This window comes from Buchnera aphidicola (Therioaphis trifolii), assembly GCF_005080705.1.
In the GTDB taxonomy this organism is placed as follows: Bacteria; Pseudomonadota; Gammaproteobacteria; order Enterobacterales; family Enterobacteriaceae; genus Buchnera_L; species Buchnera_L aphidicola_X.
Map to the genome: position 1 here is coordinate 351,068 of NZ_CP032996.1, position 16,910 is coordinate 367,977.

Genomic DNA, 16,910 nt, shown 5'->3' on the forward strand with positions numbered 1-16,910 from the left:
ATATTTTTAAATTACAAAATATAAAATTTATAAATCATTAAATATATAATAACATAAAACTATATTTTTTCATAGATATTTTTTATTTTATTTTGTCCCCTAGGGGATTTGAACCCCTGTTGCCGCCGTGAAAGGGCGATGTCCTAGACCTCTAGACGAAAGGGACTAAAAATAATATATAAATATATTATTAAAATATCATTATATAAATATAAAATATTATTACAAAACATTTAAAGATAGTCAATATATTTTTTTTATTTAATATTATTTAAATTATTAATAAAATATTCTTTATTTTTATTTAAAATTTTAATTATTAACTCAATATTTGGGAAAAGATTACTCCATAAATAAAATGAATATGCTGCTTGACTAACTAACATTCCAATTCCATCAGAATAATATATTGCTCCTTGATTTGTACACCATTTTAAAAATTCAGTTAAATTATTTTCATAATATAAATCATAAAACATTGTACGTTCAGGATAAAAAATAATATTAGAAATAAAAAAATCAGATTTTTTATATATTCCAAAAGATGTTGCATTAATTACTAAATGATAATTTAAAACTTTTAAATCAGAACTTTTAATTGCATTAATATTACCTAAATTTTTAAAATAAGTAGCTAAATTATATGCGCGACTAAATGTTCGATTGACAATATCTATAGAACAATTTAAAGATAATAAATTTGGTATTATACCTTTAGCAGCACCTCCTGCACCAATTAATAAAATTTTTTTTCTAGATTGAATAAAATTTAATCTTCTTAAATCATATAATAATCCTATACCATCTGTATTATCCCCTAAAATTTTATTATTTGAAATTTTTTTTAAAACATTAACTGAACGAGTAATTTGAGCTCTTCTAGTTACAATATTTGATAATTTATAAGCTTCTTCTTTAAAAGGTGTTGTAATATTTGCCCCTTTTCCGTGAATTTTAAAAAAATTTAATACATTTTTTAAAAATAATTTTTTTTCAACACATTTAGTATGATAATTACATTTAAAATTTGTATATTTTTCAAAATAATTATAAATAATTGGTGATTTAGAATGATTTACAGGATTACCAAATAATAAATAATTATATTTTTGAAATATAGTCATTTCGAATATATTCTCCATTAACAATATTAAAAATTTTAGAAGGATATAAAAAATTTCCAATTTTTCCATCTAAAACAGGAAAATCTACACCAAAATAATTTAATACCTCTTTTTTTGTTTTTGCTGATTTCATTCCAGAAATATTAGCACTAGTTGAAATAATTGGTCTTCCAAAATAAAAACATAATTTGTTTAAAATAGGATGTGATGTAACTCTAACTGCTATTAAATCAGAATAACCTGTAATATAATGTGAAATATTTGATTTAACAGGAACTAAAAAAGTAATAAAACCTGGCCAAGATAAAAATAATTTTTTTTTTTGAAAATTAGATAATTTATTTTCATTAATATATGGTAATAATTGATCATAATATGAAGCAACTAAAATAAATCCTTTATTTTTTTTTCTATTTTTTAATTTTAATAAATTTTTAATAGCATTATCATTATTAGGATCACATCCAAGCCCAAATACTGCTTCAGAGGGATATGCAATCACATTACCATTATTTAAGATATCAATATATTTTGAAAAATATTTATTCATTTTTTTTTAAATTTAGTATAATAGTATAATATTATTTATAATTATTTATATATATGGTAATACTTAAAATATTAAAATATCCAGATAAAAGATTAAGAAAAATAGCACAGCCAGTAAAAAAAGTTAATAAAAACATTAAAAAAATTATACATAATATGTTTGAAACAATGTATGAAAATAAAGGAATTGGATTAGCAGCAACTCAAGTTAATATTCATTTAAAAATTATTGTTATTGATATTATGAAAAAAAAATATCAACCACTTATATTAATTAATCCTAAAAAAATTAAAGAACAAGGTGTAATAAAAATAGAAGAAAGTTGTTTATCAGTTCCTGAAAAAAAAAAAATTATTACTAGATCAAAAGAAATTGAAATTTTAGCTCTAAATTATTATGGCGAAAAAATTAAAATAATAGCTAAATCATTATTATCAATTTGTATACAACATGAAATGGATCATTTAATTGGAAAATTATTAATTGATTATTAATATAAAAAATATTATATAAATAATAATTAATTAAAAAAAATAAAATATGGAAAATTATAAAAAATCATTAAAAATTATTTTTGCAGGTACACCATATTTTGCAGCTTATCATTTAAAAAAAATAATATCTTCACATCATACTGTATTAGGAGTTCTAACTCAACCAGATCGACCTAATAAAAGAGGAAATATTATTATACCATCACCAGTAAAAATTATTGCACAAAAAAATAACATTCCTATTTTTCAACCTAAAAATATAAAAAATAAAAAAAATCATTTAGATTTATTAAGTATAAATGCAGATATTATGATTGTAGTAGCATATGGATTATTATTGCCAAAATTTATTTTAAATAAATTTTCTATGGGTTGTATTAATATACATGCTTCTTTATTACCTAGATGGAGAGGCGCTGCTCCTATTCAATATGCTATATTGAATGGGGATAAAAAAACAGGAATTAGTATTATTCAAATGGAGGAAAAATTAGATTCTGGAAATATACTATACCAAAAATCTTGTAAAATTTCTAAAAAAGAAACAACAATTAGTTTAACAAAAAAATTATATAAAATTGGTTCAAAAAGTATATTAAAAATTTTAAAAAAAATTATAGAAAAAAAAATAATACAAAAGAAACAAAATGAAAAAAAAATAACATATGCAAAAAAAATAAGTAAAATAATGGGAAAAATTAATTTTAATATTAATGCAAAAAAAATTGAAAGAATGATTAGAGCATTTAATCCATGGCCAGGAACATATATTATAATTAAAAATTATAGGATTAAAATACATGCTGCAAAAATTTTAAAAAATAATAAAAAATATCATATTGGTGAAATTATTAAAATTAATAAATTTGGTATTCAAATTCAAACTAAAAAAGATATTTTAAATATTATCAAAATACAAATACCAGGAAAAAAAATAATTAAAATATGTGAATTTATTAAAAATAAAAATCACATATTTAATATTCATCAAATTATTTAAATAAAAATAAATATAAAACGGCAAAAATATGCCGTTATATATAAAAATAAAATATTATTTATAATTTATTTGATCACGATCAACAAATTTTATATATGCAATATTTGCTTTATCTCCAGATCGAAATCCAAATTTAAAAATTTGTGTATAACCTCCTGAACGATTTAAAAAATGAGGTCCAATATCATTAAATAATTTTGATACACTTATATTATTTCTAATTTTTGAAAAAATAAATCGTCTATTTTTAACAGAATCAACTTTAGCAATCGTAATTAACGGTTCAATAATAGTACGTAATTCTTTTGCTTTAGGTAAAGTTGTTTTAATAATTTCATATTTTAATAATGAACATATCATATTATTAAACATAGATTTATAATGACTAGAAGTACGATTTAAATATCTACCTTTATTTCTATGTCTCATGTTTTTCCTTAAAAAATATAATTAAAATATTTATCTTATATATTTTTTGGTGGCCAATTTTTTATATACATACCAAGAGATAAACCTCTTAATGATAAAATATCTTTAATTTCCATTAAAGATTTCTTTCCAAGATTTGGCATTTTTAATAATTCTACTTCAGTTTTTTGTACTAAATCACCAATATAATTAATCATTTCTGTTTTTAAACAATTAGCAGAACGTACTGTTAATTCTAAATCATCAACTGATTTTAATAAAATAGGATCAAAATCTGGTTTTGTTTTTTTTACTTCTATTACTGGTTTTTTAGTCAAATAATTTAAATCAACAAAAGTTGATAATTGTTCTGATAAAATAGTTGCTGCTCTTCTAATAGCTTCTTCAGGATCAATTGTTCCATTAGTTTCTATTTCAATAATTAACTTATCTAAATCAGTTTTTTGCTGTAATCTAGCAGGTTCTACCATATATGAAATTCGTTCTATTGGACTATAACATGTATCTAATGATATACAACCAACATTTTTATTAATATCATGTGATGCAATTCTAGAAGCAGCTGTAACATAACCAATACCTTTTTCAACTTTCATTAACATATCAATTGATGCTACTTGATCAGTTAAATTACAAATAATATGTTCTGGATTAATAATAACAACACTATTATCATAAATGATATCAGACGCTTTTACAGGACCAATACCAGATTTTTGTAATTTTAACATTACTTGATCTTTACCATATAATTTAATTGCTAATTCTTTTAAATTTAATAATATAGTTAAAATATCTTCTTTAATACCTGTCTTAGCACTATATTCATGTAAAATTCCTTTAATCTGAACTTCAGTAACAGCATATCCTGGTATTGAAGAAAGTAAAACTCTACGTAATGCATTACCAATAGTATGACCAAACCCTCTTTCTAAAGGTTCTAAAATTACCCTAAAATAAGTCGAATTGATTTGTTCAATATCTACTATACTTGGTTTTAATAAACCCCTCAACATATATTGCATATTACTCTCCCAATCATTTATTTAAAATTTATTTTGAATAAAGTTCAATAATTAGGTGCTCATTAATATCTGGTGCTAAATCAGAACGATCAGGAATCCTAATAAATCTACCTTCCATTTTTACTTTATTTAAATCTAACCAAATAGGTTTTTCTCGTTGTTCTGATAATTCTAAAGATGATTTTATTCGTTTTTGATTTTTAAATTTATCTCTAATTTGAATATAATCGTTAGGAAATAATTGATATGAAGCAATATTAACTACTTTATTATTTACCATAATCATTTTATGATTAACTAATTGTCTAGATTCAGCACGTGTTGTTGCAAAACCTAATCGATATACTATATTATCTAATCTACTTTCTAATAATATTAATAAATTTTCTCCAGTATTTCCTTTTAATCGAGCGGCGCTTTTATAATAATTACGAAATTGACGCTCTAAAATACCATACAAACGACGTACTTTTTGTTTTTCTCTTAATTGTATTCCATATTCAGATAATCTTGATCTTCTTGATCCTTGTTGACCAGGTAATTGATTAATTTTACATTTTGAATCAAGAGAACGATATCCTGATTTTAAAAATAAATCAGTATTTTCTCTACGACTTAATTTTAATTTAGGTCCTAAATATTTTGCCATTTTAATATCTCAAAATTTTAAAATTTATACACGACGTTTTTTTGGTGGACGACAACCATTATGAGGAATTGGAGTGATATCAGTAATATTAGTAATTTTAAATCCTGAAGCATTTAAAGCTCGAATAGTAGATTCTCTTCCCGGACCTGGTCCTTTTACCATAACTTCTAAATTTTTTATTCCATAATCTTTAATTAATTCCACGCATCTTTCAACAGCAACTTGAGCTGCAAATGGAGTAGATTTACGAGAACCTCTAAATCCAGAACCTCCTGAAGTAGCCCATCCTAAAACATTACCTTGACGATCAGTAATTGTAACTATTGTATTATTAAAAGATGCATGTATATATGCAATTCCATCTAAAATTTTTTTTTTAATTTTTTTTTTTGTTCTAGTTACAGATTTTACCATATTATAAACTCTCTAAAATTATTTTTTTATTGGTTTACGAGGACCTTTTCTAGTACGAGCATTTGTTTTTGTTCTTTGACCTCGTACAGGTAATCCTCTACGATGACGAAAACCTCTATAACATCCAAGATCTATTAATCTTTTAATATTTAATGTTTTTTCTCTTCTTAAATCTCCTTCTAAAACCAATTTAGATATTGAATGACGTAATAAATTTAATTGCTTTTCAGTTAAATCTTTAATTTTTGTAATTTTAGATATATTACAATATGTACAAATATTTTTAGAACGAGTTTTACCTATACCATATATTAAACGTAATGCAATAATGGTATGTTTATCATTTGGAATATTAATTCCTGCAATACGTGCCATTATATTCCTCTATAATTATATTAATAATTAATATTATTATAAATAAACAATATTATAAAGTAAATTTTTAAAAAAAATTATCCTTGACGCTGTTTATGTTTTGGATAACTAGTACATAATACTCGAATAACATTTCTTCGTTTAATAATTTTACAATTTCGACATATTTTTTTTACTGATGTTCGTACTTTCATAATAATACCATATTTATATTTATAAAAATATTTTATTTTATTATTTTATATAAAAAAATTATTTATTCCTAAATTTGATTTTTTTAAAATAGAATTATATTTATTTGATATCATCAATGTTTGAAATTGAGATATAAAATCAATAATTACAACAACAATAATTAATAATGAAGTACCTCCAATATAAAATGGAACATATATAATAATTCTAAAAAATTCTGATATTAAAAAAATAAAAATAATATATAAAGAATTTATAAAAATTAATTTATTAATAATATCATTAATATATTTTGCTGTTTTTATTCCAGGTCGAATTCCTGGAATAAATACACCAGATTTTTTTAAATTTTTTGAAATATCTACTGCATTACATATTAAATTAGAATAAAAAAAACAAAAAATAGTAATTAATATAGAATAAATTATTATATAACATATTTTACCAGGTTGTATATAATTTTTTATAATAGATAAAATAGTAAAATGAAAATTCATTTCTAACCATGAACATATTGTAGATAAAAGAATAATAATACTTGATGAAAAAATTACTGGTAATATACCTGACATATTAATTTTTAATGGTAAATGCGTATGTTGCATTATATACATTTTATGTAAATTACGTTGTTTAGAATGATATAAAATAATTTTTCGATAACTTTGTTCAATAAAAACAATAAAAAAAACTATTAAAAAAATTAAAATAAAAATAAAAAATAAAAATAATATTGATATATTACCATAATACATTTGATGAAATATATTTATTATATTTAAAGGTATCTTAGATATAATACCAATAAACATAATAATAGAAATACCATTTCCAATACCACATTCAGTAATTAATTCACCTAACCACATTAATAACATTGTACCAGTACTTAAACTTAATATTGTACTAAAATAAAAATAAAAATTTGGATTAGGTATCAATATTTGTATACTTAATATTTTTGGTAAAGAAAATGATATTATAGTAGATTGTATAATTGATAAAATTAAAGTAATAAATCTGGTATATTGATAAATCTTTTTTTTTCCAATTTCTCCTTCTTTTTTAATATCTGATAATCGTTTGATACTTAATGATAATAATTGCATAATAATAGAAGCAGAAATATAAGGCATAATACCTAATGAAAAAATAGAAGCATGACTTAATGCACCACCAGAAAACATATTAAATAAATCAATAATTGTATTTTTTTGCAATTTTAAAAAATTTGATAACATAGAAATATTTATACTAGGAATAGGTATAAAAAAACCAATTCGAAAAATTATTATTGCAAAAATTACAAAAACAATTCTTTGTTTTAATTCTAACAAAGTTTTACTAAAATTTTTTAATTTATATTGCATGATATTAATCATTTTTTTGAAACTATTTCCTCAATTTTTCCACCTAATTTTTTAATAATCGAAAAAACACTTTTTGTTACTTTTAAACCTTTAATATCAATTTTTTTATCTAACTTTCCTGTATTAATAATTTTCACATATTTAATATTTTTTTTAATAATATTAAATTTTTTTAATATCTCTATATTAATTATTTTATTAGGTATTTTATTAATATCTGATAATCTCACTTCCATTTTAAGATTTTTTTTGTAAGAAGAAAATCCAAATTTTGGAATACGTCGATATAAAGGCATTTGACCACCTTCAAAACCCCTTCTAATACTTGCACCTGTTCTTGATTTTTGACCTTTATGTCCTCTACCACATGTTTTTCCTAAACCACTACCAATTCCACGACCAACTCTTTTTTTTTTTTTTCTTGAATTTTTTACAAATTTTAAAGTATTTAAATACAATTTTTTATCCTCTTGTAATTTTAATCATATAAGATACTTTATTAATCATTCCTCGAATAGATGGAGTATCCTTTCTAATTACAGTATGACCAATCCTCCGTAATCCTAAACCTAATATTGTTGCTTTATGTTTAGGTAAACGACCAATACTACTTTTAATTTGCGTAATAAAAATTTTTTTTATCATTTTTAAATTATCCTAATATTTCATAAATAGTCTTATTTCTTTTAGCAGCAATAGATTCTGGTGATTGCATATTTTTTAAACCATTAATTGTTGCCCGAACTACATTAATAGGATTTGTTGAACCATATGTTTTTGCTAATACATTATGTATACCAACAACTTCTAAAACCGCTCGCATTGCTCCTCCCGCAATAATCCCTGTTCCTTTAGAAGCGGGTTTCATAAAAATTGTAGAACTAGTATGTGAACCTTTTACTGCATGTTGTAAAGTTCCATTTTTAATAATAACATTAAACATATTACGACGTGCTTGTTCCATTGCTTTTTGTATAGCAGCAGGCACCTCTTTTGCTTTACCATAACCAAAACCAACTTTACCTTTATTATTTCCAACTACTGTTAATGCTGTAAATGAAAAAATTCTACCACCTTTAACAGTTTTAGAAACACGATTTACTGTAATTAATTTTTCTTTTAAATCAATATTATTTTGTTGTTCATGATAAATCATGTTATTATATCCTTAAAATTTTAATCCTGCTTTTCTTGCAGATTCTGCTAAAATTTGTATTCGACCATGATATTTAAAACCAGAACGATCAAAAGATACAGAACATATACCTTTTTTTAAAGCACGATGAGCTATCATTGTACCAATGATACTTGCAGACTTTTTATTTCCAGTATATGAATTAAGTGTTTTTCGAATTTTTTTTTCTACAGTTGAAGCAGATACTAAAACAATAGATTTTTTTGAATCAAAAATTTGAGCATATATATGACGTGGAGTTCGATGTACTACTAAACGAATAATATTTAAATTTTTAAAACGAATACGATTTTTTAAACTTCTTCGTATACGAGCATTTTTTTTATTTTTTAATATATTCATTATTTCTTTTTAGCCTCTTTAATACGTATATACTCATTAAAATAACGTATTCCTTTACCTTTATAAACTTCAGGTTTACGTTTTGATCTCAAATTTGCTGCAACTTGACCTAAAAGTTGTTTATTAATACTTTTTAAAATAATTTCTGTAGAAGAAATAATTGTTGCAAAAACATTTATGGGTAAAACATATTTAATAATATGCGAATACCCAAGAGACATATTTAATACATTATTTTTTTCTAAACTAATTCGATAACCCACACCAATTAATTGTAATTTTTTTGAAAAACCTATTGTAACTCCTAAAATCATAGAATTAACTAAAGATCTCATAGTACCAGCATGCATCCAACCATTATAATTATTAGATTTTGATTTAAAAAACAATTTATTATCATTATAATTAATTTGAACAGAATTATGTATATTTTGTGAAATAGATTGATTATCTTTGATAATAGTAATATTTTCTTTATTTAAAGAAATATTAATATTATCAGGAACTAAAATAGGTTTTTTTGCAATACGAGACATATATAAAATCTCCAAAAGTTAAGATACTGTACAAATAATTTCTCCACCTAATCCAAATTTATAAGCCATTTTGTTACTCATAATACCTTTTGAAGTAGATAAAATAGCAATTCCTAAACCGTCCATTACAATAGGTAAATTATTTTTTTTTTTATAAATTCTAAGGCTAGGTTTACTTATTCTTTTAATCTCATCTATAACAGGTTTTCCATTAAAATATTTTAAAAAAATTGTTAATGTTGTTTTATTATTTTTTTTTTCAATACTATAATCATCAATATAACCTTCTTTTTTTAATACATTAGCAATAGCAATTTTAAAATTTGAAGAAGGTATACAAACTGAAATTTTATTAGCTAATTGACTATTACGTATATTAGTCAACATATCTGATATTGGATCTTGCATGCTCATCTTTTATTTCTCTCATTATAGTTTAAAAGTATTTATATTTTTTTACCAACTAGATTTTCGTAATCCAGGAATTTCTCCTCGCATAGCTGCTTCTCTAACTTTCATTCTACTTAATCCAAATTTTCTAAGAAATCCATGAGGTCTACCAGTTTGAAAACATCTATTACGTTGTCTTGATAAACTAGAATCACGAGGTAAAGTTTGTAATTTTAAAACTGCTTTCCATCTAACTTTTTGTTTAAGTGACATATTTAAAATAATTTTTTTTAATTTTTGACGCTTTATAAAAAATTTTTTTCCTAATTTAATTCTTTTTAATTCACGTGCTTTCATTGATTCTTTAGCCATATTAAACCTTTTATTTTAAATTATAACTGAAATGGAAAATGAAAAGAAGATAATAATTCAAAACCTTCAATATCAGATTTTGCAGTAGTAGTAATTGCAATATCTAAACCACGAATTTTGTCAATAGTATCATAATTAATTTCTGGAAAAATAATTTGTTCACGTATACCCATATTATAATTACCAAAACCATCAAAAGATTTTCTAGAAAATCCTCTAAAATCACGAATTCTAGGTATAACAATATTAATTAAACGACTTAAAAAATCCCATTTACGTAAACCTCTTAAAGTAACTTTACAACCAATAAGATTTCCTTGTCTTATTTTAAAACCTGCTATAGATTTTTTTGATTTTGTAACTAAAGGTTTTTGTCCAGAAATTAATGTTAAATCATTAACAGCTTGTTCTAATATTTTTTTATTATTAATTGCTTTCCCTACTCCCATATTTAAAGTAATTTTCTTTATACATGGTACTTGCATAATAGATTTATATTGAAATTTTAACATTAATTTTTTAACTACTGTATTTTTATAATAATCATATAATTCCATTATTTAAAATTCCTAATTATATTTAATAATTTGATTATTTGATTTAAAAAAACGCATTTTTTTTCCAGAAATAAATTTAAATCCAATACGATCAGCTTTTTTTGTTACTGGATTTAAAATAGCTATATTTGAAATATGAATAAAAGCTTCTTTTTCTATAATTCCTGAATTAATATTTTTTGAAGGTATACCTTTTTGATGTTTTTTAATAATATTAATACCTTTAACAATTACTTTTTGTTTATTAGAAGAAATACATGCTACTATTCCAATTTTTCCTTTATTTTTACCAGATAATACTATTACTTTATCAGAACATCTAATCTTTAAAGCCATTTAGTATCTCCTTAAATAATTAAAGTACTTCTGGAGCTAAAGAAATTATTTTCATAAATTTTTCTGTTCTTAGTTCACGAGTAATTGGACCAAAAATACGAGTTCCAATAGGTTGATTTAAATTATTTAAAATAACACAAGCATTTCTATCAAATCGAATTAATGAACCATCAGAACGACGAATACCTTTTTTAGTACGTACTACAACTGCTTTAAATACTTCTCCTTTTTTAACTTTTCCTCTTGGAACTGCTTCTTTAATGGAAACTTTAATTATATCACCAATTTTAGCATATTTTTTTTTAGAACCACCCAAAACTCTAATACACATAGCAGATTTTGCACCAGAATTATCTGCAATAAATAATATTGTTTGTTCTTGTATCATATAAATAATATTCCAAAAAAATAAAAATATTAAATTTAATTATATTAATATTATTATATAAATAATTAAGAAGACATGTAAAATAATTCATGTCTTCAAATAAAAAATATTAAAAAATAGATTTTTTAATAATTTTCACTAATTTCCAAGATTTAGTTCTAGAAATTGGTTTACATTGAGATATTTCTACTATATCTCCATTAGAACATAAATTATTTTCATCATGTATATGTAATTTTGTTTGTTTTTTAATAAATTTTTTATATATAGGATGTTTAATCAATCGTTCAATAACTACTATAGCAGATTTATGCATTTTATTATTTATTATAATACCTTTTAAAATACAAACTTTAGAATTCATTTATTATACCCTGCTTTTTATAGTAATAATCGTTTTAATTTGAGCAATATTTCTACGCACTTTTTTTAACATATGAGTCTTCTTTAATTTTCCAGAAGATAATTGTATTTTTAAACTAAATTTTTCACGTAATAAATTTAATAATTCAATATTTAAATCATGAATAGTTTTTTTATGTAATTTTATTAATTTCATTTAGTCACCAATTTATTTACAAATACTGTTTTTACAGATAACTTTGAAGTACCTAATTTAAAAGCATGTTTCGACTCTTTCTCAGAAAGACCGTCTATTTCATATAATATTTTTCCAGGTTGTATTAAAGCAACCCAATATTCAACACTTCCTTTACCTTTTCCCATTCTTACTTCTAATGGTTTTTGAGTAATAGGTTTATCAGGAAAAATTCTTATCCAAAGCTTTCCTTGTCTTTTCATTGATTTTGTAATTGCACGTCTTGCAGATTCAATTTGTCGAGATGTTAATCTGCCTCTTGTAATTGCTTTTAAACCAAATTTTCCAAAACTAAGTTTAGAATTTAAAACTAAACCTCGATTTCTACCCTTATGCATTTTTCGAAATTTTGTTTTTTTAGGTTGTAACATAATTAAAATGATCTCCTTACTTTTCTTAATTTTCTATAAGTTTTTTTTTCCTTAAAAAAATTCTGATTTTCATTTTTTAAAAATTGCATACTATCTAATATTTCACCTTTAAAAACCCAAACTTTAACACCAATAATACCATAAGTAGTATGTGCTTCAGACAAACTATAATCTATATTAGCACGTAAAGTATGTAGTGGAACACGACCTTCACGATACCATTCTCTTCTAGCAATTTCAGTTCCACCTAATCTACCACTTACTTCAACTTTAATACCTTTTGCTCCTTGTCTCATAGCATTTTGAACTGCACGTTTCATAGCTCTTCTAAACATAATTCTTCGTTCAAGCTGAACAGTAATATTATCAGCAATTAACTTAGCATCTAATTCAGGTTTTTTAACTTCTGAAATATTAATTTGCGTTGGAAATCCAGTAATATTTGCAATATTTAATCTTAATTTTTCAACATCTTCACCTTTTTTACCAATAACAATTCCAGGTCGAGATGTATAAATTGTTACACGAACATTTTTAGAAGGTCTCTCGATAATAATCTTTGAAACAGATGCTTTATTTAATTGTTTTTTTAAAAATGATCGTACTTTAAAATCACTATTTAAATATTCAGAAAATTCTTTTTTTTGAGCAAACCAAGTAGAATTCCAGGTTTTAATTATTCCTAACCTCATACCATGTGGATGTACTTTTTGACCCATATTAATTTCCTTAAAAATTTATTTATTAGATAAAATAATAGTAATATGACTAGTACGTTTTAAAATTCTATCTGATCTACCTTTTGCTCTTGGCATCATTCGTTTCATAGTTGGTCCTGCATCAACAAAAATTCTTTTTATAAATAATTTGTCTATATCTAAACCAAAATTATGTTCTGCATTAGCAATAGCTGATTTTAATAATTTTTGTACAAATAAAGCTGATTTTTTTTTATAAAAATTTAATATATTAATAACATTATTTACTTTTTTACCTCTAATTAAATCTACTATTAATCTAATTTTTTGAGGCGATGATTTTGCTTTTTTATATTTTGCTATAATTTCCATAAAATAATATTTTCACCTTATTTTTTTTTAATTTTTTTATCAGATACATGTCCTCTATACGTTCTTGTTAAAGAAAATTCACCTAATTTATGACCTACCATTTCCTCAGTTATAAAAACTGGTATGTGTTGTTTACCATTATGTACTGCAAAAGTTAATCCAATCATATTAGGAAAAATAGTTGAACGTCTAGACCAAGTTTTTAATGGTTTTTTACTTTTATTTAAAATAACTTTTTCTACTTTTTTCAATAAACTAACATCAATAAAAGGACCTTTTTTAAGAGATCGAGGCATAAAATATCCTTAAATTATTTATTATAATTACGATGTTTCACAATAAATTTTTCAGTACGTTTATTTTTACGAGTTTTTTTACCTTTAGTTTGTTGACCCCATGGTGTTACAGGATGTTTACCAAAATTCCTACCTTCCCCACCCCCATGAGGATGATCAATAGGATTCATAGCAGTTCCTCGAACTGTAGGTCGAATACCTTTCCATCGAGATGCACCTGCTTTTCCTAACATTTTTAACATATGCTCAGAATTTCCAACTTCTCCGATTGTTGCTCGACATCTAGAATCAATTTTTCTAATTTCTCCAGAACGTAATCTAATACTTACATAATTTTTATCATTAGAAATAATTTGAGCATAACTACCTGCTGTTCTAGCAATTTGACCACCTTTTCCAACTTTTATTTCAATATTATGAATTAACGTTCCTGTTGGAATGTTTCCTATTGGTAAACTATTTCCAATTTTAATTGGAATTTTATTTCCAGAAATAATTTTTGAACCAATACATAAGCCCTTTGGAGCTAAAATATAATTTCTTGTTCCATCTTTATATAAAATTAAAGCTATATTAGAAGATCGATTTGGATCATATTCTAAACGTTCTACTTTAGCATAAATATTATCTTTTATTCTTTTAAAATCAATTATTCGATACATTCTTTTATGTCTACCACCAATATGCCTTACAGTAATTCGTCCATTATTATTTCTTCCTCCACTTTTATGATTAGATGTCAATAATGAATTAAATGGACGACCTCGATATAATTTTAAATTTTTTACTTTTACAACATGTCGACGACCTGGAGAAGTTGGATTACATTTAATAATCGCCATAATATTTTACCTTAAATATATTTAAATAACATTATTGATAAAATCTAAATTTTGACCAGATTTTAATTTAATATAGGCTTTTTTCCAATGATTACGACGAGTATTATATTTTCCTTTACGTTTTACTTTACCTTTCATTGATACCGTATTTACATTTTCTACTTGAACCGAAAATAATTTTTGAATAGCTAATTTAATTTCATTTTTAGTAGATTTAATTGCAACTTTAAATATTATTGTATTATTTTTTTTTAAAAATAAAGTTGATTTTTCAGAAATATGAGGTGAATATAATATTTTAAAAAATTTATCATTAAATTTCATTTTAATATTTCCTCAATTTTTTTAATTGCTTCTACAGTAATAAGTATTTTTTTAAAATTAATTAAACTTACCGGATCAATTGATTTAATATCTTTTACAGAAACTTTATATAAATTTCGAGAAGCTAAAAATAAATTTTTATTTATTTTTTCTATAATAATATATACTTCTTTCAAAGATATTTTTTTTAATTCATTTAATAAAATTTTAGTTTTTGGTTGCAATATAGTAAAATTATTAAAAATAATTAAACGATTTTGACGTATTAATGTTGAAAAAATACTTCGTAATGCTCCACGATACATTTTTTTATTAACTTTTTGATCATAAGATCTAGGTTTAGCAGCAAAAGTTACTCCCCCAGATCTCCATAGGGGGCTACGAATTGAACCTACACGTGCTCTTCCAGTACCTTTTTGACGCCAGGGTTTTTTTCCAGAACCAGAAACTTCTGATTTATTTTTTTGAGATTGATTTCCAGAACGAGCACCAGATAAATAAGCAGTAATTACTTGATGAATTAATGATAAATTAAAACTTTGATTAAATATATTATCTGAAACGGAAATATAAGACTTAATATCTTGAACAAGTAATTTCATATTTATTCCTTTATGATTTTATTGCTGGCTTTACAATAACATTACCCCCAACTGAACCAGGAACGGAACCTTTAATAAAAATCAAATTTTTTTTTAAATCAATTTTAATAACTTTTAAATTTTGAATAGTTATCTTTTTATTTCCTAAATGACCAGACATTTTTTTACCTTTAAAAACTCTTCCTGGAGTTTGATTTTGACCAATAGATCCAGGAGCTCTATGTGATAATGAATTTCCATGTGTCGCATCTTGCATACTAAAATTCCAACGTTTTACTGTTCCTGAAAATCCTTTTCCTTTACTTATTCCAGAAATATCAACTTTTTTTATAGAATTAAATAAATTTATATCAATACTTTGTCCTAATTTAAAAATTTGATTTTTATGAATTCTAAATTCCCATAAACCAATACCAACAGAAACACCTGATTTTAAAAAATGACCAATTTCTGGTTTACGTAATTTATTCTTTTTTTTTATACCTGTTGTTAACTGAATTGCATCATAAGAATCATTACTTTGATTTTTAATTTGAGTCACATAATGTTTTTCAATTTTAATTACTGTAATCGGAATTGACATACCTTCCTTATAAAAAATACGAGTCATTCCAATTTTTTTACCAATAAGACCAATCATAATTTCACCAATTATAATAATTATTTATTTAATCTAAACTAATTTGTACATCGACACCAGCAGCTAAATCAAGACGCATCAATGCATCAACAGTTTTTTCAGTAGGTTTAACAATATCAATTAAACGTTTATGCGTACGAATTTCATATTGATCACGAGCATCTTTATCAACATGAGGAGATATTAATACTGTAAATTTTTCTTTTTTTGTTGGTAATGGAATAGGTCCTTGAACTGTTGCACCAGTTCTTTTAGCAGTTTCAACAATTTCAAAAGTAGATTGATCAATTAAACGATGATCAAATGCTTTTAATCTAATACGAATTCTTTGGTTCTGCATAATATCAGAACTCCAATTATATAATAATAAAAAAATATATTATATTAAATATTATTAATATAATATATTATAATTTATTATATAAT

The 16,910-nt window shown here is 23.2% G+C and carries 32 protein-coding genes and 1 tRNA gene; 2 read left to right on the forward strand and 31 right to left on the reverse strand.

The annotated features are described in order from the left end of the window. Positions 1 to 93: 93 nt before the first annotated feature. The 3 genes from D9V81_RS01670 to D9V81_RS01680 all read right to left on the reverse strand — a co-directional run bounded on the left by D9V81_RS01670 (position 94) and on the right by D9V81_RS01680 (position 1,644). A tRNA-Glu gene (locus tag D9V81_RS01670) sits at positions 94 to 166 on the reverse strand. A 91-nt stretch (positions 167 to 257) separates the two neighbouring features. After that, positions 258 to 1,124 (reverse strand): shikimate dehydrogenase, encoded by an 867-nt coding sequence (aroE, locus tag D9V81_RS01675; RefSeq protein ID WP_187306085.1) that lies wholly within the window; start codon positions 1,122 to 1,124, stop codon positions 258 to 260. Beyond that, positions 1,102 to 1,644, reverse strand: a complete 543-nt coding sequence (locus D9V81_RS01680; RefSeq protein WP_187306096.1) for a Sua5/YciO/YrdC/YwlC family protein — start codon at positions 1,642 to 1,644, stop codon at positions 1,102 to 1,104. Before D9V81_RS01680 ends, aroE begins: the two co-directional genes overlap by 23 nt. An 83-nt stretch (positions 1,645 to 1,727) precedes the next feature. Here D9V81_RS01680 and def point away from each other — a divergent pair, with 83 nt between their 5' ends. Continuing rightward, a complete protein-coding gene (gene def, locus D9V81_RS01685) occupies positions 1,728 to 2,168 on the forward strand; it encodes a peptide deformylase (protein ID WP_158349574.1) in 441 nt (146 codons plus the stop codon). A gap of 46 nt (positions 2,169 to 2,214) precedes the next feature. After that, entirely contained in the window at positions 2,215 to 3,168 is a 954-nt protein-coding gene (gene fmt, locus D9V81_RS01690) for a methionyl-tRNA formyltransferase (protein WP_158349575.1), read from the forward strand. Positions 3,169 to 3,222: 54 nt separating this feature from the next. Here fmt and rplQ read toward each other — a convergent pair whose 3' ends face one another. The 28 genes from rplQ to rpsJ all read right to left on the reverse strand — a co-directional run bounded on the left by rplQ (position 3,223) and on the right by rpsJ (position 16,824). Then, positions 3,223 to 3,597 carry a 50S ribosomal protein L17 gene (rplQ, locus tag D9V81_RS01695; RefSeq protein ID WP_158349576.1) on the reverse strand — a complete coding sequence of 125 codons (375 nt, stop codon included), beginning with the start codon at positions 3,595 to 3,597 and terminating at the stop codon, positions 3,223 to 3,225. 35 nt (positions 3,598 to 3,632) lie between these two features. Then, positions 3,633 to 4,622: a DNA-directed RNA polymerase subunit alpha gene (locus D9V81_RS01700; protein ID WP_158349577.1), complete on the reverse strand. Its 990-nt coding sequence runs from the start codon at positions 4,620 to 4,622 to the stop codon at positions 3,633 to 3,635. A gap of 28 nt (positions 4,623 to 4,650) precedes the next feature. Continuing rightward, positions 4,651 to 5,271, reverse strand: a complete 621-nt coding sequence (gene rpsD, locus D9V81_RS01705; RefSeq protein WP_158349578.1) for a 30S ribosomal protein S4 — start codon at positions 5,269 to 5,271, stop codon at positions 4,651 to 4,653. Between the two features lie 24 nt (positions 5,272 to 5,295). After that, positions 5,296 to 5,685: a 30S ribosomal protein S11 gene (gene rpsK / locus D9V81_RS01710; RefSeq protein ID WP_158349579.1), complete on the reverse strand. Its 390-nt coding sequence runs from the start codon at positions 5,683 to 5,685 to the stop codon at positions 5,296 to 5,298. 18 nt (positions 5,686 to 5,703) lie between these two features. Continuing rightward, entirely contained in the window at positions 5,704 to 6,060 is a 357-nt protein-coding gene (rpsM, locus tag D9V81_RS01715; protein ID WP_158349580.1) for a 30S ribosomal protein S13, read from the reverse strand. 77 nt (positions 6,061 to 6,137) lie between these two features. Beyond that, positions 6,138 to 6,254: a 50S ribosomal protein L36 gene (rpmJ, locus tag D9V81_RS01720; protein WP_158349581.1), complete on the reverse strand. Its 117-nt coding sequence runs from the start codon at positions 6,252 to 6,254 to the stop codon at positions 6,138 to 6,140. Positions 6,255 to 6,299: 45 nt separating this feature from the next. Further along, positions 6,300 to 7,637, reverse strand: coding sequence for a preprotein translocase subunit SecY (secY, locus tag D9V81_RS01725; protein WP_158349582.1), 1,338 nt, complete (start codon positions 7,635 to 7,637; stop codon positions 6,300 to 6,302). Next, positions 7,634 to 8,083, reverse strand: a complete 450-nt coding sequence (rplO, locus tag D9V81_RS01730) for a 50S ribosomal protein L15 (RefSeq protein ID WP_158349583.1) — start codon at positions 8,081 to 8,083, stop codon at positions 7,634 to 7,636. Before rplO ends, secY begins: the two co-directional genes overlap by 4 nt. A gap of 4 nt (positions 8,084 to 8,087) precedes the next feature. Next, positions 8,088 to 8,270, reverse strand: coding sequence for a 50S ribosomal protein L30 (gene rpmD, locus D9V81_RS01735; RefSeq protein ID WP_158349584.1), 183 nt, complete (start codon positions 8,268 to 8,270; stop codon positions 8,088 to 8,090). A gap of 7 nt (positions 8,271 to 8,277) precedes the next feature. Continuing rightward, positions 8,278 to 8,781 carry a 30S ribosomal protein S5 gene (gene rpsE, locus D9V81_RS01740; RefSeq protein ID WP_158349585.1) on the reverse strand — a complete coding sequence of 168 codons (504 nt, stop codon included), beginning with the start codon at positions 8,779 to 8,781 and terminating at the stop codon, positions 8,278 to 8,280. Between the two features lie 12 nt (positions 8,782 to 8,793). Further along, on the reverse strand, positions 8,794 to 9,162 hold the full coding sequence (rplR, locus tag D9V81_RS01745) for a 50S ribosomal protein L18 (protein WP_158349586.1): 369 nt from the start codon (positions 9,160 to 9,162) through the stop codon (positions 8,794 to 8,796). Continuing rightward, on the reverse strand, positions 9,162 to 9,698 hold the full coding sequence (gene rplF / locus D9V81_RS01750; protein ID WP_158349587.1) for a 50S ribosomal protein L6: 537 nt from the start codon (positions 9,696 to 9,698) through the stop codon (positions 9,162 to 9,164). The genes rplR and rplF overlap by 1 nt, the downstream gene beginning before the upstream one ends. An 18-nt stretch (positions 9,699 to 9,716) precedes the next feature. After that, on the reverse strand, positions 9,717 to 10,112 hold the full coding sequence (gene rpsH / locus D9V81_RS01755) for a 30S ribosomal protein S8 (protein ID WP_158349588.1): 396 nt from the start codon (positions 10,110 to 10,112) through the stop codon (positions 9,717 to 9,719). A gap of 42 nt (positions 10,113 to 10,154) precedes the next feature. Beyond that, on the reverse strand, positions 10,155 to 10,460 hold the full coding sequence (rpsN, locus tag D9V81_RS01760; protein ID WP_158349589.1) for a 30S ribosomal protein S14: 306 nt from the start codon (positions 10,458 to 10,460) through the stop codon (positions 10,155 to 10,157). A gap of 20 nt (positions 10,461 to 10,480) precedes the next feature. Then, positions 10,481 to 11,020, reverse strand: coding sequence for a 50S ribosomal protein L5 (gene rplE, locus D9V81_RS01765; protein ID WP_158349590.1), 540 nt, complete (start codon positions 11,018 to 11,020; stop codon positions 10,481 to 10,483). Between the two features lie 9 nt (positions 11,021 to 11,029). Then, positions 11,030 to 11,353 (reverse strand): 50S ribosomal protein L24, encoded by a 324-nt coding sequence (gene rplX, locus D9V81_RS01770; protein WP_158349591.1) that lies wholly within the window; start codon positions 11,351 to 11,353, stop codon positions 11,030 to 11,032. A 19-nt stretch (positions 11,354 to 11,372) separates the two neighbouring features. Continuing rightward, on the reverse strand, positions 11,373 to 11,741 hold the full coding sequence (gene rplN, locus D9V81_RS01775) for a 50S ribosomal protein L14 (protein ID WP_158349592.1): 369 nt from the start codon (positions 11,739 to 11,741) through the stop codon (positions 11,373 to 11,375). 109 nt (positions 11,742 to 11,850) lie between these two features. Further along, entirely contained in the window at positions 11,851 to 12,105 is a 255-nt protein-coding gene (gene rpsQ, locus D9V81_RS01780) for a 30S ribosomal protein S17 (RefSeq protein ID WP_158349594.1), read from the reverse strand. A 3-nt stretch (positions 12,106 to 12,108) separates the two neighbouring features. Continuing rightward, entirely contained in the window at positions 12,109 to 12,300 is a 192-nt protein-coding gene (gene rpmC, locus D9V81_RS01785; protein ID WP_158349596.1) for a 50S ribosomal protein L29, read from the reverse strand. Then, the gene (gene rplP, locus D9V81_RS01790; protein WP_158349597.1) at positions 12,297 to 12,710 is read right to left on the reverse strand and encodes a 50S ribosomal protein L16; all 414 of its coding nucleotides are present in this window, start codon (positions 12,708 to 12,710) and stop codon (positions 12,297 to 12,299) included. The genes rpmC and rplP overlap by 4 nt, the downstream gene beginning before the upstream one ends. Positions 12,711 to 12,712: 2 nt before the next feature. Beyond that, a complete protein-coding gene (gene rpsC / locus D9V81_RS01795) occupies positions 12,713 to 13,429 on the reverse strand; it encodes a 30S ribosomal protein S3 (RefSeq protein ID WP_158349599.1) in 717 nt (238 codons plus the stop codon). 18 nt (positions 13,430 to 13,447) lie between these two features. Then, entirely contained in the window at positions 13,448 to 13,780 is a 333-nt protein-coding gene (rplV, locus tag D9V81_RS01800) for a 50S ribosomal protein L22 (RefSeq protein WP_158349601.1), read from the reverse strand. 17 nt (positions 13,781 to 13,797) lie between these two features. Then, positions 13,798 to 14,076 carry a 30S ribosomal protein S19 gene (rpsS, locus tag D9V81_RS01805; protein WP_158349603.1) on the reverse strand — a complete coding sequence of 93 codons (279 nt, stop codon included), beginning with the start codon at positions 14,074 to 14,076 and terminating at the stop codon, positions 13,798 to 13,800. A gap of 14 nt (positions 14,077 to 14,090) precedes the next feature. After that, positions 14,091 to 14,918 carry a 50S ribosomal protein L2 gene (rplB, locus tag D9V81_RS01810; RefSeq protein WP_158349605.1) on the reverse strand — a complete coding sequence of 276 codons (828 nt, stop codon included), beginning with the start codon at positions 14,916 to 14,918 and terminating at the stop codon, positions 14,091 to 14,093. A gap of 21 nt (positions 14,919 to 14,939) precedes the next feature. Continuing rightward, positions 14,940 to 15,242 carry a 50S ribosomal protein L23 gene (rplW, locus tag D9V81_RS01815; protein WP_158349606.1) on the reverse strand — a complete coding sequence of 101 codons (303 nt, stop codon included), beginning with the start codon at positions 15,240 to 15,242 and terminating at the stop codon, positions 14,940 to 14,942. Next, entirely contained in the window at positions 15,239 to 15,844 is a 606-nt protein-coding gene (gene rplD, locus D9V81_RS01820) for a 50S ribosomal protein L4 (protein WP_158349608.1), read from the reverse strand. The genes rplW and rplD overlap by 4 nt, the downstream gene beginning before the upstream one ends. 10 nt (positions 15,845 to 15,854) lie before the next feature. Beyond that, positions 15,855 to 16,484 (reverse strand): 50S ribosomal protein L3, encoded by a 630-nt coding sequence (gene rplC, locus D9V81_RS01825; RefSeq protein ID WP_158349610.1) that lies wholly within the window; start codon positions 16,482 to 16,484, stop codon positions 15,855 to 15,857. A 28-nt stretch (positions 16,485 to 16,512) separates the two neighbouring features. After that, complete coding sequence (gene rpsJ / locus D9V81_RS01830; protein ID WP_158349612.1) at positions 16,513 to 16,824, reverse strand: 30S ribosomal protein S10; 312 nt, start codon at positions 16,822 to 16,824, stop codon at positions 16,513 to 16,515. Positions 16,825 to 16,910: the final 86 nt, after the last annotated feature.

Bases quoted from the DNA above. Each gene is read 5' to 3' on its own strand.
- aroE (WP_187306085.1), bottom strand. From the start codon at position 1,124: ATGACTATATTTCAAAAATATAATTATTTATTATTTGGTAATCCTGTA.
- def (WP_158349574.1), top strand. From the start codon at position 1,728: ATGGTAATACTTAAAATATTAAAATATCCAGATAAAAGATTAAGAAAA.
- fmt (WP_158349575.1), top strand. From the start codon at position 2,215: ATGGAAAATTATAAAAAATCATTAAAAATTATTTTTGCAGGTACACCA.
- rplQ (WP_158349576.1), bottom strand. From the start codon at position 3,597: ATGAGACATAGAAATAAAGGTAGATATTTAAATCGTACTTCTAGTCAT.
- D9V81_RS01700 (WP_158349577.1), bottom strand. From the start codon at position 4,622: ATGCAATATATGTTGAGGGGTTTATTAAAACCAAGTATAGTAGATATT.
- rpsD (WP_158349578.1), bottom strand. From the start codon at position 5,271: ATGGCAAAATATTTAGGACCTAAATTAAAATTAAGTCGTAGAGAAAAT.
- rpsK (WP_158349579.1), bottom strand. From the start codon at position 5,685: ATGGTAAAATCTGTAACTAGAACAAAAAAAAAAATTAAAAAAAAAATT.
- rpsM (WP_158349580.1), bottom strand. From the start codon at position 6,060: ATGGCACGTATTGCAGGAATTAATATTCCAAATGATAAACATACCATT.
- rpmJ (WP_158349581.1), bottom strand. From the start codon at position 6,254: ATGAAAGTACGAACATCAGTAAAAAAAATATGTCGAAATTGTAAAATT.
- secY (WP_158349582.1), bottom strand. From the start codon at position 7,637: ATGATTAATATCATGCAATATAAATTAAAAAATTTTAGTAAAACTTTG.
- rpmD (WP_158349584.1), bottom strand. From the start codon at position 8,270: ATGATAAAAAAAATTTTTATTACGCAAATTAAAAGTAGTATTGGTCGT.
- rpsE (WP_158349585.1), bottom strand. From the start codon at position 8,781: ATGATTTATCATGAACAACAAAATAATATTGATTTAAAAGAAAAATTA.
- rplR (WP_158349586.1), bottom strand. From the start codon at position 9,162: ATGAATATATTAAAAAATAAAAAAAATGCTCGTATACGAAGAAGTTTA.
- rplF (WP_158349587.1), bottom strand. From the start codon at position 9,698: ATGTCTCGTATTGCAAAAAAACCTATTTTAGTTCCTGATAATATTAAT.
- rpsH (WP_158349588.1), bottom strand. From the start codon at position 10,112: ATGAGCATGCAAGATCCAATATCAGATATGTTGACTAATATACGTAAT.
- rpsN (WP_158349589.1), bottom strand. From the start codon at position 10,460: ATGGCTAAAGAATCAATGAAAGCACGTGAATTAAAAAGAATTAAATTA.
- rplX (WP_158349591.1), bottom strand. From the start codon at position 11,353: ATGGCTTTAAAGATTAGATGTTCTGATAAAGTAATAGTATTATCTGGT.
- rplN (WP_158349592.1), bottom strand. From the start codon at position 11,741: ATGATACAAGAACAAACAATATTATTTATTGCAGATAATTCTGGTGCA.
- rpsQ (WP_158349594.1), bottom strand. From the start codon at position 12,105: ATGAATTCTAAAGTTTGTATTTTAAAAGGTATTATAATAAATAATAAA.
- rpmC (WP_158349596.1), bottom strand. From the start codon at position 12,300: ATGAAATTAATAAAATTACATAAAAAAACTATTCATGATTTAAATATT.
- rplP (WP_158349597.1), bottom strand. From the start codon at position 12,710: ATGTTACAACCTAAAAAAACAAAATTTCGAAAAATGCATAAGGGTAGA.
- rpsC (WP_158349599.1), bottom strand. From the start codon at position 13,429: ATGGGTCAAAAAGTACATCCACATGGTATGAGGTTAGGAATAATTAAA.
- rplV (WP_158349601.1), bottom strand. From the start codon at position 13,780: ATGGAAATTATAGCAAAATATAAAAAAGCAAAATCATCGCCTCAAAAA.
- rpsS (WP_158349603.1), bottom strand. From the start codon at position 14,076: ATGCCTCGATCTCTTAAAAAAGGTCCTTTTATTGATGTTAGTTTATTG.
- rplB (WP_158349605.1), bottom strand. From the start codon at position 14,918: ATGGCGATTATTAAATGTAATCCAACTTCTCCAGGTCGTCGACATGTT.
- rplW (WP_158349606.1), bottom strand. From the start codon at position 15,242: ATGAAATTTAATGATAAATTTTTTAAAATATTATATTCACCTCATATT.
- rplD (WP_158349608.1), bottom strand. From the start codon at position 15,844: ATGAAATTACTTGTTCAAGATATTAAGTCTTATATTTCCGTTTCAGAT.
- rplC (WP_158349610.1), bottom strand. From the start codon at position 16,484: ATGATTGGTCTTATTGGTAAAAAAATTGGAATGACTCGTATTTTTTAT.
- rpsJ (WP_158349612.1), bottom strand. From the start codon at position 16,824: ATGCAGAACCAAAGAATTCGTATTAGATTAAAAGCATTTGATCATCGT.